Origin of the sequence: Neobacillus nitrireducens (genome assembly GCF_030915405.1) — a bacterium.
GTDB lineage: Bacteria > Bacillota > Bacilli > Bacillales > Cytobacillaceae > Neobacillus.
Genome location: NZ_CP133262.1, coordinates 2526019 through 2542526, shown reverse-complemented (window position 1 = coordinate 2542526; position 16508 = coordinate 2526019). Strand labels below are relative to the sequence as shown.

The 16508-nt window shown below is 38.4% G+C and carries 13 protein-coding genes; 5 read left to right on the top strand and 8 right to left on the bottom strand.

The window, feature by feature from the left end; all coding sequences use genetic code 11:
• Position 1: 1 nt before the first annotated feature.
• Both RCG22_RS12260 and RCG22_RS12255 read left to right on the top strand, forming a co-directional pair.
• Positions 2-1150 (top strand): phosphomevalonate kinase, encoded by a 1149-nt coding sequence (locus RCG22_RS12260; RefSeq protein WP_308107031.1) that lies wholly within the window; start codon positions 2-4, stop codon positions 1148-1150.
• 101 nt (positions 1151-1251) lie between these two features.
• Complete coding sequence (locus RCG22_RS12255; RefSeq protein ID WP_374049451.1) at positions 1252-3612, top strand: nitric-oxide reductase large subunit; 2361 nt, start codon at positions 1252-1254, stop codon at positions 3610-3612.
• A gap of 33 nt (positions 3613-3645) precedes the next feature.
• Here the strand turns inward: RCG22_RS12255 and RCG22_RS12250 are convergent, their stop codons facing one another.
• Complete coding sequence (locus RCG22_RS12250; protein ID WP_308107029.1) at positions 3646-4548, bottom strand: DMT family transporter; 903 nt, start codon at positions 4546-4548, stop codon at positions 3646-3648.
• A gap of 175 nt (positions 4549-4723) precedes the next feature.
• Between RCG22_RS12250 and RCG22_RS12245 the strand changes: the two genes are divergently transcribed.
• The gene (locus tag RCG22_RS12245) at positions 4724-4993 is read left to right on the top strand and encodes a hypothetical protein (RefSeq protein WP_308107028.1); all 270 of its coding nucleotides are present in this window, start codon (positions 4724-4726) and stop codon (positions 4991-4993) included.
• 21 nt (positions 4994-5014) lie between these two features.
• On the opposite strand, the gene RCG22_RS12240 is transcribed toward RCG22_RS12245, so the two are convergent.
• Complete coding sequence (locus RCG22_RS12240; RefSeq protein ID WP_308107027.1) at positions 5015-5929, bottom strand: EamA family transporter; 915 nt, start codon at positions 5927-5929, stop codon at positions 5015-5017.
• Between the two features lie 244 nt (positions 5930-6173).
• Here RCG22_RS12240 and RCG22_RS12235 point away from each other — a divergent pair, with 244 nt between their 5' ends.
• On the top strand, positions 6174-6329 hold the full coding sequence (locus RCG22_RS12235) for a hypothetical protein (RefSeq protein WP_308107026.1): 156 nt from the start codon (positions 6174-6176) through the stop codon (positions 6327-6329).
• Between the two features lie 369 nt (positions 6330-6698).
• Here RCG22_RS12235 and xylB read toward each other — a convergent pair whose 3' ends face one another.
• The 3 genes from xylB to xylA all read right to left on the bottom strand — a co-directional run bounded on the left by xylB (position 6699) and on the right by xylA (position 11245).
• Complete coding sequence (gene xylB / locus RCG22_RS12230) at positions 6699-8204, bottom strand: xylulokinase (protein WP_308107025.1); 1506 nt, start codon at positions 8202-8204, stop codon at positions 6699-6701.
• An 86-nt stretch (positions 8205-8290) separates the two neighbouring features.
• Positions 8291-9679, bottom strand: a complete 1389-nt coding sequence (gene xylE, locus RCG22_RS12225) for a D-xylose transporter XylE (RefSeq protein ID WP_308107024.1) — start codon at positions 9677-9679, stop codon at positions 8291-8293.
• Between the two features lie 234 nt (positions 9680-9913).
• Positions 9914-11245: a xylose isomerase gene (gene xylA / locus RCG22_RS12220; RefSeq protein ID WP_308107023.1), complete on the bottom strand. Its 1332-nt coding sequence runs from the start codon at positions 11243-11245 to the stop codon at positions 9914-9916.
• Positions 11246-11500: 255 nt separating this feature from the next.
• On the opposite strand from xylA, the gene xylR reads away from it, so the two are divergent.
• Positions 11501-12658, top strand: a complete 1158-nt coding sequence (gene xylR / locus RCG22_RS12215) for a transcriptional repressor XylR (protein ID WP_098263013.1) — start codon at positions 11501-11503, stop codon at positions 12656-12658.
• A gap of 145 nt (positions 12659-12803) precedes the next feature.
• Here the strand turns inward: xylR and RCG22_RS12210 are convergent, their stop codons facing one another.
• From RCG22_RS12210 to RCG22_RS12200, 3 genes are read right to left on the bottom strand one after another with little or no spacing between them, the layout of a single operon-like run.
• A complete protein-coding gene (locus RCG22_RS12210; protein WP_308103758.1) occupies positions 12804-13184 on the bottom strand; it encodes a DUF6262 family protein in 381 nt (126 codons plus the stop codon).
• The gene (locus RCG22_RS12205; protein WP_308104352.1) at positions 13184-15181 is read right to left on the bottom strand and encodes a tyrosine-type recombinase/integrase; all 1998 of its coding nucleotides are present in this window, start codon (positions 15179-15181) and stop codon (positions 13184-13186) included. Before RCG22_RS12205 ends, RCG22_RS12210 begins: the two co-directional genes overlap by 1 nt.
• Positions 15171-16298: a tyrosine-type recombinase/integrase gene (locus RCG22_RS12200; RefSeq protein ID WP_308104587.1), complete on the bottom strand. Its 1128-nt coding sequence runs from the start codon at positions 16296-16298 to the stop codon at positions 15171-15173. The genes RCG22_RS12205 and RCG22_RS12200 overlap by 11 nt, the downstream gene beginning before the upstream one ends.
• Positions 16299-16508 lie beyond the last annotated feature (210 nt).

Sequence of the window (16508 nt, the reverse complement as noted above, 5' to 3'; positions counted from 1 at the left end):
TATGACTTATTCAAGCTATCGGGTTTCTGTACCCGGAAAACTAGTCATTGCTGGTGATTACGCTGTTCTTGAACCTAAGCAGCAAGCAATTGTGATGGCCGTCAATCGATATATAACAGCAACGATAGAACCATGCTGGCAGAACCAGCTGTCGCTTCCACTGTTTGGATTGGAGAATGTGATCTGGGATTTCAATCATAGCAAGGTTCACTTTAGTGTTTCTGATCGACGCTTACACTTTATTGAAAGTTCAATCGAAGTGGCCTGTCGATTTTTACAGGAAAATTCAATCCCACTAAGGCCATTTCATTTAACGATTAGAAGTGAGCTAAATGATCCCGCAACGGGCTGTAAATATGGGCTTGGATCCAGTGCCGCTCTTGTAGTTGCCGTCATTTCAGCCATTTTACGGTTAAATAGTGGGGGGAATGTTCCTCCTACTCTTGATCAAATCTTTAAGCTTTCCGCAATCGCCCATTTAAAATCGCAAAAAAATGGTTCAGGAATTGATATTGCCGCTTCAACATATGGAGGATGGCTAGTCTATTCAGCCTTCAACGCTAAGTGGGTGTTGAAGCAATTATTGGAAGGGAACACCTTAAGAGCGCTTGTAAAAAAAACTTGGCCTAATCTATCGATTACCCCGATAAAACCAGCAGCACATTTCCATTTAAGTGTTGGTTGGACGAAGGAGTCGTCATCAACAGCCCCAATGATTAAGATGGTCCAAGAATTTCGTAGACGAAATCGAGAACCATACGACCAATTCTTAGTGGAAAGCTCAATGGCAGTTGACCGCTTAGTGCAGAGCTTTCAGAAGGACGATCGTCTCGAAGCTATTTCAAGCATAAGACAAAATCGGGAAGCGTTGTTGATGCTTAGTCAACAGGCCAATATCCGATTGGAAACATCAAAATTAAAGGATTTATGCGATGCCGCTGAAAAGTATGGCAGTGGTAAACCATCAGGGGCCGGGGGCGGGGATTGTGGTATTGCCTTCATGGAAGAAGAAAATCAGGCAGAGGAATTAAATAATGTTTGGCGAAATCACGGAATTACCCCGTTAAATTTAAGCGTTTCTTCAAACGGGGCACTTGTTACCGAATATACTTGTGAGATGTCTTTAAAAGAATATTTAGTTAGTGTTTAACATTGTTAAGATGCCCGTAAAATTGTTTGTGATTTATTTAACAAACTTATAACTTTTAAAGGGTGGAAAAACTACTTCGGAAAAAGGTGCTAGTTATGGAAATGAAAAAAATGGGTATAAACCAAGGGAAAAGGCAAGAGGGCCTGAGGAATAGTTTCTTGAAATCTATTTGTGTCGGTACGTTATTATTGGTTTTTACTGTTCTTTTAGTTGGTGGATTCTGGATCTTTAAATCAGAAGCACCAAGACCACTTGTGGTCACTGAAAATGGAGAAGTGCTTTTTACGAAAGACTCTATTAAAGGCGGACAAGCAGTTTTTCAAAAATATGCCCTGATGGATTATGGAAGTGTATTAGGTAATGGTTCGTACATGGGTCCAGATTATACCGCGGAAGCATTAAAAATCTATACAGAAGGTATGCATGAATTCTATGCTCAAAAGAATGAAAATACTCCATTTAAGAATCTAACAGCAGCAGAGAAAATAGTCATCCGTGAAACGGTAAAGGAGGAAATGCGCCATAATCGTTATCATAAAAACAAGGATACACTTGTTTTAACAGAGGCGCAGGTTTACGGTTTACAACAAGTCAGAAGTTATTATCACGAAGTATTTACGAAAGGTGATGGCTGGGGCCTACAGGGTAAGTTAATTAAAGAAAAGGATTTACCTGGTACTAACCGTGCATGGGTAGCAAAAGGTGATCAAATTACACAAGTTGCCGATTTCTTCTTCTGGACTGCGTGGTTATCAAGTACCAACCGTCCAGGCGATAAAATTTCCTTTACTAATAACTGGCCTTATTATGAAGATGCGGGGAATGTAATGACCTACTCATCCATTCTTTGGAGTGGGGTCAGTATTACCGTTTTTTCACTCTTTATGGCGTTGATTTTGTATGTGTTCTACCGATATCATTTAGGAATGAAAGAGGCGTATACGCCTGGTAATTTTCCAAAAATAAACTTGAATACGATCCCTGTTACTTTATCACAAGTTAAAGCGGTTAAGTATTTCGTAATCGTTTCGTTGCTCTTCTTTATTCAAGTTATGTTCGGGGCGCTTCTAGCTCATTATTATACGGAACCTGAGAGCTTCTTTGGAATAAAGTGGATTGCAGAATTACTGCCGTTTAGCATCGCGAAAGGAATCCACCTCCAACTTGCTATCTTCTGGATTGCGACGTCCTGGTTGGGACTAGGTATTTATGTGGCCCCGCTTGTGGGCGGTCACGAACCAAAGCGCCAGGGGCTGCTTGTCGATATTTTATTCTGGGCATTAGTCGTATTGGTGTTTGGCAGTATGCTTGGGCAATGGTTAGGAGTAAAAGGATACCTAGGTAACAACTGGTTTATGTTTGGCCACCAAGGCTGGGAGTACTTAGAGTTAGGGCGCTTCTGGCAGTATATTTTAGCACTTGGAATGATTATTTGGTTATTCATTGTGTATAGAGGAATAAGGAGCGCGCTAAAGCGTGAGTCCGATCGAGGCGGTCTTGTTCATCTGCTCTTTTATGCCTCAATTGCCGTGCCGTTATTCTATGGATTTGCCTTTTTAATTCAACCAGATACTAGCTATACGATGGCAGATTACTGGCGCTGGTGGATTGTTCATTTGTGGGTGGAGGGGATTTTTGAAGTCTTTGCCGTTGTTATTATTGGGTTCTTATTAGTTCAAATGAAGCTGGTAACAAAGAAATCCACGGTTAAGTCCTTATATTTCCAAATTACGATATTACTAGGCAGTGGTGTAATCGGAATTGGTCACCATTATTACTATAATGGTTCAGCAGAAGTTTGGATTGGATTAGGTTCTGTATTCTCGGCGTTAGAGATTATTCCACTTACCTTACTGATTCTTGAAGCCTATGAACAATATAAAATGCTTCGTGATGGCGGAGTCGATTTCCCATATAAATCAACTTTTTGGTTCTTAATTTCAACCGCACTTTGGAATTTAGTGGGTGCAGGTGTCTTAGGATTCTTGATTAACCTTCCCGCTGTCAATTATTTTGAACATGGTCAGCAGTTAACCCCTGCTCATGGTCATGCAGCGATGATGGGCGTGTATGGAATGTTCGCCATTTCCTTACTTCTGTTTTCTTTACGAAATGTAGTCGATCCGAAGGTCTGGAATGACAAATTGCTCAAAATTGTTTGCTGGTTGTTAAACATTGGATTAGCAGGGATGGTCTTCATTACCTTGCTGCCAATCGGTTTGGTTCAGTTGAAGCTTGCTTATGAACAGGGCTATTGGGCTTCGCGTGATCCGAAAATCTTTTATGGTCAAGATTTGGTGCATAATTTGCTCTTAATACGTGCGGTTCCAGATACGATTTTCTTGCTTGGGGTAATTGGCTTAGTTTACTTCTGTATAAAAGTGTTCTTTAATCTTCGCAAACCGACACATGGTGAAAATGAGCCACTGCCGGTCAAGGATTTAACGTTGGAGGAAGACTAATAGGTTTTCCTTTGGTTTCCTTTCAGACTTCCATTACGGTGAGGTAGTGGAAGTCTGCCCTTTTTTTGCAACTTTTAATTCTCGTTTTTCGCTTAAGAAAGTGGAGCCAAGTACCAGCATGCCGCCAATTATTTGTATCCATGTCATGCCTTCATGTAAAAAAAGCGCGGCGATGATTACGGCTGATATCGGATCAATATAACTAAGCACCGCAATCGATTGTCCTTTTAGTTCTCGAATCGAAGTAAAATATAAAAAATATGCGAAACCCGTATGCACAATACCAAGGATGAAGATAAAAATAATCGAAGTAGAGTTTAGACTAGTAAAATTAAGATTTCCCTGCCAAAGTATATAGGGAAGAAGGACCAAAGCGGCCGCCATTAATTGCACTAACGTGGTTTCAAAACCGGATAAATTTTTGATGAATTTGTTCATTAATATCACACTTGCATATAATGCGGCCGCTAAAAGACCATAGATAATACCTATGATATGATTCTGCGAACTGTTAGCACTGCCAGCTCCAGGATTAACGATTAAAAATAGACCAATCATTGCCGTAATGATGCAAATAACTTTTACACTCGTTAGTTTTTCTTTCAGAACCCAAGGTGCTAAAATCATTACAAAAATTGGCGCAAAGTAATAGCTAATGGTGGCGTTGGATATCGTCGTATACCGATAGGATTCAAATAAAAATATCCAATTAAGGCCAATCGCTGCCCCTGATAATAACAGCAGCAGAGCATTATCTTTTAATGCTTGATAAGATGGCTTTTGTTTGACAAGGAAACTTGCTATCAGCAGAAAGAGACTTCCGATTACCCCTCGTAAGAATGCAATTTCACTTGAAGATAGATCAATATTTTTTACAAATACCCCGATGCTTCCAAAAATAAGCATGGTCATGATAAGTCTCATTTTCCCTTTCAAGACGATTTCCTCCATTTTTTAATCCATAAGATGACATATTACCATTATACAAACAGAAGTAAGGGAATAAAACTCCTCTCTTTATATAATTGGACAGGTTTAGGGTGTTTGCCTTTACACATTAAGGACTTGCTTCATATTTTAAGAGTAAGTTCACTTATGAAGGAGGATTTACATGCAATTAGATTATCAGCAAGCGCGTCGTTTAGAGGGTCAAATGATAAAGTTTAAAAATAGTCAAGGGGAATGGTCCATTGGAAGGGTTGCAAAGGTAAAAAGTGATGGTCTTGAAATCGAAGAATTAAATTCTTCAAGTGCTAATGATGGATATGGATTTGGCTTTTTTGGTCGGAGACCGTTTTTTAGACCCCCATTTTTTAGAAGATTTAGACCACCTGTCTTTTTCCCATTTGTTGGATTTGGATTTTCACCGTTCTTCTTTTAAAAACTAAAAAAACATTGGGAGTTAGATCCCAATGTTTTTACTTTCTAAAGAGATTGACTCCACTTTTGTTTTAGGCATTTGAACATTCCCCGCTGCAATTCCACCTAATATAAGGACAACTCCAAGCCATTGTGACAAACTTACGTTTTCGGCTAAAACGAGTGATGACAAGATAACAGCAACCGGGAGTTCTGAGGCTGTTAATATCGTTCCAAGCCCTGGGCCGATATGCTTCATTCCAATTGAAAATAAGAGCGGCGGTAAGGCTACTCCAAATAATCCAAGAAACAATCCATACGGTGCTACGCCCAGTAAAACGGGTAAATGGATTAAATCCGTTGGCGTGAAAAACAAGAAAACAGTGATCAATCCGCCAGTGGAGAGCAGTGCACTTTTCTGAACAGGTGGTGTATCTTTTTCCACCGATCCGCTAACAAAGATGAGAGCGGTATACGTTATAGCAGAAAGCAGTCCCCAAACTGTCCCTTGCCATGATATTTCGACGCCGCCTTCAGCAATAATGCCCGCTGCTAGAATGGAGCCGATGATTAGAATACCAATCGAAACCATTTTCCCGTTACTTGGTATTTTTTTATAAACAATCCACTCAAAAAAAGTACCAATCCATACAAATTGAAATAAAAAGATGATTGCAAGCGAAGCATCAAGGGTTTGCAGGGACTGATAATAAAATACTCCTGTTAAACCAAGTGGAATTCCTGATAATAGTAATTTTCCTATTTTAGACAGCGTAAGTTTTTTCTTTTTCGAAAAAAGAGCGACTCCCCAGATGAGCAAGGTCCCAAGTAAGTATTGAGATCCTGTTACCTGTGTCACGGTAAAACCAGCCGAGTAGGCAAGCTTAACAAAGGTCGATAATACTCCGTAACTGCATCCCCCTAAAAAAACAATGAGTGCGTATTGCCAAGTTTTCATTTTTTCTACTCCTTTCAGTCCATAAAAAAAGCCACACAGCTCTCATTGAAAGCTGTGTGGCGAAAATAGAGATACCTCTAGAAAAGTCCACGAACAAATAAATTTTGATATTTAATTTAACTTTGTTACTTTAAAACAATTGAAATTGAATGTCAATGAAAATAGCTTCAAAACAAATAATGTGCAGATATACATAAAGACTCCTAAAACTGGAAAACTATAAAAAAATTGGGGGTGGTTTATATTGAAGAAAAGAATCGTCAAGACGCTTTTTAAGAAATTCAATACAGAACCACAATTTCAAGAACAGTCCAATACAAAGGATAATGCTGATATACGTGTGCACCCCAGTATTCAAATAATTGATTATGGGAAACAAGCTAAACTACTGAAAAGGTAGGGTAGAAGGATGGGTCTTTTTGTTTATGTTAGTCTATTTAGTATTACTGTATATACTTTCGGATTTGCTGTCTCCTTATGGAAGGGCAAACAAAAGATGAGTGCAGTGGCCGTTTTATTCCTCACCCTATGTATAATCATCCTGCCTTTCTTCTCGATATTATAAATTGCGAACGGTGTCAGGCACCGTTCGCAATCCGCTGATTGTAAGTAATAGCTCTATTTAAGGGAGCATCTGTTTAACGGGTGCTCTTCCTAAGGTATCGGCTCCGCCTACGCCTAATACCATGATAGCCACGCGTGCTATCCCCTCTAACATGTACTATAACGCTTGATTATTAATAAATTATTAACTAGATATTAAAATTAGTTAACTTTCCCCATTTCGAAGATCAAATAGCTGATGATTGATCGCAACGGTATGCGGATAGACATCTTTGTACACCTGATAGAATTCTTTATAGCGCTGAACGTTTTCTGGTTTTGGTTCGTAGACCTTATCGACTTTTATGAACACCTCTGCACATTCTTGAAGAGAGGAGAACCAATTCAATCCGGCTGCAGCAATCATTGCGGCCCCCATACCCGGCCCTTGTTCATTTTGCAGCTTTACGACTCGTGTATTAAAGACATCCGCTTGTATTTGAAGCCATAATTCACTCTTCGCACCACCGCCAATCGAAATGACGGTGTCGATGGTCTTGCCATAGTTGCGGAAGATTTCGACACTCTCATTAATCGAGAAAACAATTCCTTCTATGACCGCCCGAGTAAAGTCACCTTTTTGGTGAGAGCTATCAATTCCAGTAAATGTTCCTCTTATTTTAGCATCCGCATAAGGAGTGCGCTCACCAACTAAGAAGGGAGTGAAAATCAGTCCATTTGCACCGATTGTCGATTGTGCAGCATCATCTAGCAGACTGTCGAATGATTGATCCTTGGCGAAGGTGTCCTTAAACCAAGTTAGGCTATAGCCTGCTGCAAGGGTGACACCCATCGTATAGTAGGAGTCTTTTTGTCCATGATTGAAAAGATGAACCTTCCCGCCGTAGTTTTTGTTTTTATCATTCTCATAGGAAAGGAATACACCGGATGTTCCGATACTGCAAAGGGCTGTTCCTTCAGATAAAATACCTGCTCCAATCGCACCGCAGGCATTGTCCGCTCCACCTGCAAATACTTTAGTTGCTGAAAATAAACCAGTAAGTTCCGCGATCTCTGGTAAAAGCGTTCCGACGTAGTCTTCAGTTTCCACTAATGGAGGGCAAATGGTGGAAGGAATTTCAAACGTCCGGAGGATATCAGCGCTCCATGACTTGTTTACGATATCTAACATCAGCGTACCCGCAGCATCCGAGTAATCCATGTTTATTTTTCCCGTTAAACGGAAGCGGAGATAATCCTTTGGAAGTAAAAATACGCTTGTTTTTTCTAGATTTTCAGGTTCATTCTCTTTTACCCAGAGAATCTTAGGAAAAGTAAAGCCTTCTAGAGCTGGGTTTTTGGTGATTTCAAGCAATTTGCCGCCTAGTTGCTGATCTATTTTTTTACATTGTGGTGTGGTTCGGGTGTCGTTCCATAGAATCGCATTTCTGATTACTTGGTTATTTTCATCGAGGAGGACTAATCCATGCATTTGGCCGGAAAAACTAAGTCCCTCAATAGCATCAGGGGTTATATTTGATTCAGTTACCAACTGTTGTAAGGCAGCGATAGTTTTTTCAACCCAATCTTCGGGATCTTGTTCGCTATACCCGGGGTGCTGCTGGATTAATGGATAGTCCTTTGAAACTGAATAATTAACGATGCCTTCTTGGTCAACGAGTAGCACTTTAACGGAGCTAGTCCCTAAATCTACTCCAATTACATATTTCATATTGAATTCCCCCACTTAAGTTTTTCAACAGGTGATAAATGAACGCCATCCCTCCTGTATGACCAAAGGATAGCGTCCTATTCTTATTAAGCTGACTTTTTCCAAGTTCCTTCCATTTCCTCGAGAGTTTTTCCTTTTGTTTCAGGCACGAACTTCCAAACAAATATGGCAGAAAGAACACTCATTATTCCGTAAAAACCATAGGTTACAGTACCGCTATATTCCATCATCATTGGATACGTTGAGGAAATAAGATAGTTAGCGGCCCACTGCGCTGCTACTGCAATCGCAACTGCACGTCCACGGATATTATTGGGGAAGATTTCAGAAATCAGAACCCAGCAGATCGGACCCCATGACATCATAAAGGAAGCTGTGTACACAATAATGAAAATTAAAGTACTTACTCCGATTACATCGAAATAGGCCAGACTAGAAACCCCAAACATTCCAATTGCCATTCCGATAGAGCCAATAATTAATAATGGTTTACGGCCCCATTTATCGACAGTCATAATCGCTACCAGGGTGAAAACCACGTTGATTAATCCCATAACGGTTGTCTGTAACATTGAAGCATCTTTTCCAGCACCCATGCTTTCAAAGATCCTTGGTGCATAATACAAAGCAACATTAATTCCAACAAACTGTTGAAATACAGAAAGCAAGATTCCAATCACGATCACTGTTTTTCCGTAAGTAAATAGTTTCTCAGAAGAAGCATCTACTGTTTGCTTGATTTGTTGTAAAATTGATTTTGCTGCCGCAGAGCCATTAATTTTTGTAAGAATAGCAAGGGCCTTATCATCTTGATTTTTCAAAGATAAATAGCGGGGTGTTTCAGGTACCATTAGTAAAAATAACCCAAACAAGAGAGCCGGAACACCACAGGATGCAAACATATATCTCCAGCCAATATCATTGACCCATGCTTGACTTTCACCGCTCGAAATTGAAAAGTTAACGAAATAGGCAACGAGCATTCCTAGAATAATCATAAACTGGTTAAAGGATACTAATCTACCGCGGACGTTTGCTGGAGCCACTTCTCCAATATACATTGGGCAAACAGCAGAAGCTAAACCAACGCCAATCCCACCTAAGATTCGATAAAGGTTGAATGCGATTAACAAACCAATCGTTGGTTCACCTTTTTCGAAAAATAGAAACTCCGGATAAGCGGCACCCAGGGAGGATACTAAGAAAAAGATTGATGCAATAATGAGTGAGTTCTTCCGACCGAATTTTGAAGCAAAAACACCGGAAATGAAACCACCGATGATACAACCAATTAGTGCACTAGAGATGGTTGCGCCATGAATGAATGCACCTAAATGGAGACTATCAATTAGATAGATTTGTAATGACTCCTCCGCACCCGATATAACAGCAGTATCATATCCAAAAAGCAGGCCGCCAATGGCAGCCACCAGTGTAATTCCAAATAGATAAAGTGAGTTCTTTTTTTGCTCCATCGTATTGTTTAAAGACAGGTTACATTTTAGGAAACTATACTTCAACTATAGTATGTATAAAAGCGTTGTCATTTTGTCGAAAAAATGAAGTATGGTACTAGTCGATATCCTAAAGGCTGTCTTTATCCTCCTTTTATATGGATGAAATTAAAATTCAAAAAATGGACCCGCAACAAAATTTGGCTATCTTCAGTTGGCGGGCCCATTGAGTAGGACAAGGCTTATTGACTTATATTAGACTTCTAAAAGGTATTGGTTTAATAAAGCTTTCAAACGTTCCGTTTTACCTGAAACATTTTTAATGGTGTCATTGTTAAGTGCATAGGTTTCAAGGGTGTGGAAGTTGGCTCTGCCTTGAACGATATCGAGGCCAATTCCTTTCGTAAAGCTGCTGTAACGTTCGGCAATCACATTTTCAAAAGCACGGTCTTCGATTAATTTATGAGCCACTTTCAAGCCTCGGGCAAAGGCATCCATTCCAGCTACATGTGCATGGACAAGATCTTCCGCTTCAAAAGAAGTCCTTCTCACCTTGGCATCAAAGTTTAGCCCGCCGCGGCCAAGACCACCGTTCTGGAGAATTTCATACATTGCTAGGGTAGTAGAATATAAATCCGTTGGGAATTCATCGGTATCCCAGCCGAGTAAAGGATTTCCTTGGTTGGCATCAACGGAACCAAGCAGGCCGCTCGTTCTTGCCACACGTAATTCATGCTCAAATGTATGTCCGGCAAGTGTTGCATGATTTGCTTCAAGATTTAATTTAAAGTAATCCTCTAAACCGTATTGTCTTAAGAAGGCAATGGTTGTCGCTGCATCTGTATCATATTGGTGAGTGGTTGGCTCTTTTGGTTTTGGCTCAATTAAGAATTGACCCGTAAAGCCGATTTCCTTCGCATAATCAACCGCCATATGCATAAATCTTGCTAAGTTATCAAGCTCTAGTTTTAGATCGGTATTTAATAAGGTTTCGTATCCTTCACGACCGCCCCAGAAAACATAGTTTTCTGCGCCAAGCAGTTTAGCTGTTTCTAAACCTTTTTTCACTTGTGCCGCAGCATAGGCAAATACGTCCGCATTGCAAGATGTAGCTGCACCATGAACAAAGCGAGGGTTGGTGAACATGTTCGCTGTGTTCCATAATAGTTTTGTATTACTTGTTTTCATGTAATCTTTAATCATCTCGACAATGATATCTAAATTTTTATTGGTTTCACTTAAAGTTCGGCCTTCAGGAGCAACGTCACGATCGTGGAAAGCAAAGAATGGAACACCAAGTTTTTCAAAAAGTTCAAAGGAAGCTTCTACTCTAGCTTTTGCCAAATCCATACCAGTGAATTGGTTCCACGGTCTTTCCATAGTCGCAGCACCAAATGGGTCGCTTCCATCTGCGGTAAAGGTATGCCAATAGGCAACGGAGAAACGGAGAATGTCTTTCATGGTTTTGCCGCCAATTACTTCCTCGGGGTTATAATACTTGAATGCTAATGGGTTTGTAGAATCCTTTCCTTCATAAACCACCTTGTTTACGCTTCCAAAATAAGTATTCGTCATTGTCTGAACCATGTCTTTTCCCTCCTGAAATAAATTAAATGTTATTTACAACTATGTAGCCTCAGTAGATGTTTATTCAAGTTAGTTTGTTGTTCGGATAAACTAACATTAATCTATTTACATCTTACAAAAATAAAACGCTTTAATCAATAGTTTTATTTGAATATTTTATGTATATTTTCGCTGAATATTGATTTATAATGGGAATATACTACTATAAAGTTAATGGAACTTAGTTTATTGAATATACAAACGGGGTGCGAATTTGTGATTATTGCGGATCAAATGTTAGTCAAAAAAATGAATCAAAAGGTACTACTGAATGAAATCGTTTCGAATTCACCTATCTCACGGGCAAAGTTATCTGAAATAACAGGTTTAAATAAATCGACTGTTTCTTCCCAAGTGAATACCTTAATTGAAAAGAACCTTATTTTTGAAATCGGACAGGGGCAATCTAGCGGTGGAAGGAAGCCTGTCATGCTCGTATTTAATAAGAATGCCGGTTATTCCATCGGGTTGGATATCGGTGTTGATTCTATCAATGGCATTTTAACGGATTTAAAAGGAAACATTGTCCTGGATCAATATCAACAGCTAGAAAAGCCTTCACTTGATAAGAACAAAGATGTTTTATTTTCAATGATTGAGGATCTCATCAAGCAAATGCCAGATTCCCCGTACGGATTGATTGGCATTGGTTTATGTGTTCCGGGTCTTGTCAATACAGAACAACAGGTCATATTCACGCCAAACATCGACTGGAATTATAATCTAGACTTAAAATCACTCATCGAACAGGAATTTAAGGTGCCTGTTTTTATTGAAAATGAAGCCAATGCCGGTGCATATGGTGAAAGAGTATTTGGGGCTGCTAAAAATTTTGAAAACATCATATACGTTAGCGTAGGTACGGGAATCGGGATTGGAATTGTTATTAATAATGATTTGTATCGAGGTGTTGATGGTTTTGCCGGAGAGATGGGTCATGTAACAATCGATTTTAACGGACTCAAATGCAGTTGTGGAAACCGGGGGTGCTGGGAATTATACGCCTCTGAAAAAGCATTGCTAACTCCTTATCAAATCAACGGCAACATCTCCTCCTATCAGGAAATTATTAATCTGGCCAACCAAAATGATCCTGAAATATTAATGGCCTTACAAAACTTTGGCTTTTACCTTGGGATTGGATTAACAAGTATCTTAAATACATTTAACCCACAAGCGGTCATTATCCGAAATGACATTGTTGAAGCTGTGCCAATGGTTCTGAACTCGATTAGAAATTCGATCTCATCAAGGAGTAATGAAAAATTTACTAACAGTCATGAGTTATTACTGTCTTCCTTAGGAAAAAATGCTCCCGCCTTAGGCACATCCTCGATTGTTATTGAACAATTCTTAGAGAAGTTTACCGCGTAAAAAGGTGACTTAAATTTTGATAAAGGGTTCCGACGCAAAATCAAGACTAAAATAATTAAAATGTAAGGAAATAAAAGGCTCTCACGTTGTGTATATGTACACAACGTGAGAGCCTTTCTTCAAATTTTCGTAATAAAGTTGTCTCCTAAAAGTTTTCATATAGCTTACCGTTAACTCTTTTAATTTCCTCTTTTAATTGCTTGTTTTCCTTTTCTAATTCTCGAATGCGTTCGCGAAAGACTTGAATTAAGCTATCTTTATTCTCAACATTCATATTCTTCTTTATATTCTTTGGAGATGCCACTTCTCGTTGTTGCTGACGAAGGGTTTCAATCCTTTCCCTTAGTTCAGTTTGGTTGTATAAATAAGACTTAGAAACTCCTGCTGCGATTGTAACAGTATTGAAATTTATTTTTTCATTCTGCTGGATCAATTGTTTAATCGTTTGTTCAACCTTATCAACTGTTTCTTCTTTTTTCTTTTTTGCATATGCAACGACTGCCTCAGTATTTCTTTTGTGTTTCATTATTTCACCACACTATCTTTTCTTTCCTGAGCTTGTAGTAATATTCTTTTGGCACTAGAACCACGGTGAGCTTTACCCTCGGTAAGTTGATCCCTAACTCTTGTTAGATTGTTCAATTGTTCTAGCGTTTTTTCGTTGTATATTGGGTAATGCCTCGTCATTTCTATATGTTCTTCAACCTTTTTGATTTCTCTGTTAAAATCGGGAAGATTTTCGGGGGTTGTACAAAAATTAGGACATGTTAAACAAGGTGTAATTACATATGGACAACCCTCTTTTTTAGAAGCCAAACAATAGCCTAAAGGAACACGTACTGCCTCAATATTACTTTGAATATATTCCCAATGGATAAGGTCCTCATCCAAATTCATTTCTGATACTCTCGCCATACCAAGGTCAACTCGTAAGAGTGGACCCTTTTTTTCTTGTGCCTTTAACCATTCTTTTCTAAGGGTATCATCGGCAATTTTGGCATACCTCATTGTCATTTCAGGTGAAGAATGGGCAAACCATTTCATAATGTGAGTTAAATTCATTCCAAGGTTGATTAATTCTACACCTTTTGTATGCCGGAATGCATGGTTTCCAAAGTGATAGACAGTTCCGTTTTGATCTACAATGGAATATCTTTCAGCCCAACGATTTAATGCATCGCGAATACTTTGGTCAGTGAAAGGTTTTCCCTTCCGTTTTCCTTTTGTTCGAACAAATAAATACCCTTCGGGATTGTTCTTATGTGTTGTTTTGTCTTTTGTTTGCTCTATAATGACTTGTAAAACTTTAGCTAGTTCCTTATCAATAGGCACTCGGTGTTGTTTCACATCTGTTTTTGGAATATCTCCTTGTAAATAATAACCATTGTTTGTGGGTATCAAACAATTTTGGAACCGGAGGTTCAAAATATCACTTATTCTCCATCCGGTAGCTATAAGTAATATCACAATTGGTACATATTCTTTTTCATTATCCTTCATAGGTGGATTAACGTCTTCTGGATTCAGGTTTATAAGAAGCTCCAACTGATTCATGACGGTTTCAGGAATATATTTAATTTGATTTTCATTTTGCTTCGGTTGCTTCAAAAAATCCTCCCTAAAAAATAATGTGCCGATATGCTTTAACGGAGCTTCAGATCGTTCAGAACGTTGAAGATACTCTAAAAAGTATTTAACAGATGAAATCAAAAAATTCCTATAATATGGGCTATAAGAGGAGTTACTCTGATTAAAATAAATTAAATACTTTTCAATGTCTTCTCTTTTTAATTGGCTAAAATCTTTCCAATCTGGATGTTGTCCCTTAACGTAGTTTAAATAACTACTGATCCCTATAATATGACCAGCTAATTTACCCTGACTTAAATAGGTTAATGCATAAGCACAATATTCCTTTACTATTTTTCGAAATGGTGTAGGGATTTTCTCAAAAGAAAGGAGATAATGGGTTCCGTTTATTGTATACCTTGCATTCGGTATCTTTCTCAAATCCCATACATCCTTCTCAAGCTCTTCCCGTGTATCATAGAAGTGAGATAAATATTTAATAATTGAATTAAAAACTGTAATATGTGAGGAGTTATTGCCACTCTTTGTTATTATTCTGATACCTGTATTGGTCAAAAAAGTTTTGTATTTCATTAAGCCCTGATTAAAAGGTATATCTACCAAACTCTCAATCTTAGAATAATATTTCTCCAAGAAATGACTTAAGTGTACAAGTGAAAATGAATACAACACTAATGTACTAAGGGATAAACTCTCATTCACCAATTTATTAGCGAAGAAAAATTTAATTTCATGTCTAATTGAATTAGATAAGAATGTAAAATCTATTTTTGTTTTCGAGGCGGACCAAGAACTACCACCACCGTATACCTTAAAAAAGGAGTTTGTTAAATCCCATACATCATTTTCAAAATACCCACACAATTGCTCTTGAATCACTGCCGTTTTCTCGGATGTTACGCAGGGTTGATAAGCAACAGTGTTACTCTTCATTTTTCTCCTCCCTTAATTGTTTTTGCATCATAGCTTTCTCCCAATCATTCCGTATATCATCTTCAGAAGGGTGAATATACATTTGAATTGTTGTTTGCACATGGGCATGTCCTGCTCGCTTTTGAAGAGTTTCAGGACGCATTTCACCTGTTTTCCATAACTCCGTTATATTTGTATGACGTAACATATGGGGTGTCGCATCTATTCCAGTTTTTGCTTTAAGACGATTAAAAAGTGCTTGAATGCAATGATAATCGAGGGGGCTCCCTTTTTGTTCCCCGCGAAGTTTTATAAAAACAAAATTTGTATCAATCTCGTCTGTATGAATATCTATGATATAAGCCCGGTAAAGGTTAGCTAATTCATTTGATATATCAAGCGTGCGGGGGCTACATATTGTCTTAATCTCTGCACCATTAATAAGTTCTCCACGATCTCGTATTGTGATCTTTTTTGCTGCTGGAACAATATCAGAAAGGTGAAGTGATAGGGCTTCACCAATCCTAATGCCTGTCTCATAAAGAAGTGCCAATAAAAATTTATCCCTGACGTTCCGACATGCATCAACTAATTTTTGTACCTGTTCTGATGTCAAAACTTTTAACTTTTCCCTTGGTTCCTTAAGTTTCAAAATCATAATATTTTTTGATTTATTTTTAAGTGTGTGGTGGAGAAAGCCCTTGAAACTACCCCTAGAGGCGAGTATCTGACTTTTCAGACGCTCAGATAAATCCAAAGCGTAGTCTTCATGCCTCATCAAATAATCATAAAATGAGTAGACCTTGTCAAGATAGATATTAATTGTACAAGCCTTTCTCGTTTTAACATCTGTTTGTTTTATATTAATTACCTTTAAATCCCGATAGGGATTCTGAAGCCACCTAACAAACTCCGCCATATTGTCAATTCCGATATCCCTGTAATCTGCCTGCTTTTGCTCCAGAAACTCAAAAAATAATTTCAATGCAAAGCAATAAGAACGGAGTGTATTTCTGGAAGATCCAGTGTTGTCCATATACTTGAGGAATTTTACTACTGGTTTTACAAATTCCCCATGGTTATCTTGAAGTAAATATCTCTTTCTATTACCTGAGACAATGATCTCTTGGACTTTCATAACCAACCATCCTCTTTTACTTATTTAATGGGGAATTTACTCCATTAGTAAATTTCAATCATATTGGACTTATCCTAATTTCAACAAAACAGAATGTACCTTCGTAGTATACTTTGACTACTATAATTATGAAATAGGGTTTTACTGTCAATAAAGTACAATAAAAAGGGATAAACCCCACGTAGAATACGTTAAGGTCTATCCCTAATT

Excerpts from the sequence above, each read along its gene's own strand:
- xylA (WP_308107023.1), bottom strand. The coding sequence starts at position 11,245 with ATGGTTCAGACAATGACGAATACTTATTTTGGAAGCGTAAACAAGGTG.
- RCG22_RS12200 (WP_308104587.1), bottom strand. The coding sequence starts at position 16,298 with ATGAAAGTCCAAGAGATCATTGTCTCAGGTAATAGAAAGAGATATTTA.
- RCG22_RS12240 (WP_308107027.1), bottom strand. The coding sequence starts at position 5,929 with ATGAAAACTTGGCAATACGCACTCATTGTTTTTTTAGGGGGATGCAGT.
- RCG22_RS12210 (WP_308103758.1), bottom strand. The coding sequence starts at position 13,184 with ATGAAACACAAAAGAAATACTGAGGCAGTCGTTGCATATGCAAAAAAG.
- xylE (WP_308107024.1), bottom strand. The coding sequence starts at position 9,679 with ATGGAGCAAAAAAAGAACTCACTTTATCTATTTGGAATTACACTGGTG.
- RCG22_RS12260 (WP_308107031.1), top strand. The coding sequence starts at position 2 with ATGACTTATTCAAGCTATCGGGTTTCTGTACCCGGAAAACTAGTCATT.
- xylB (WP_308107025.1), bottom strand. The coding sequence starts at position 8,204 with ATGAAATATGTAATTGGAGTAGATTTAGGGACTAGCTCCGTTAAAGTG.
- RCG22_RS12205 (WP_308104352.1), bottom strand. The coding sequence starts at position 15,181 with ATGAAGAGTAACACTGTTGCTTATCAACCCTGCGTAACATCCGAGAAA.
- RCG22_RS12255 (WP_374049451.1), top strand. The coding sequence starts at position 1,252 with ATGAAAAAAATGGGTATAAACCAAGGGAAAAGGCAAGAGGGCCTGAGG.
- RCG22_RS12245 (WP_308107028.1), top strand. The coding sequence starts at position 4,724 with ATGCAATTAGATTATCAGCAAGCGCGTCGTTTAGAGGGTCAAATGATA.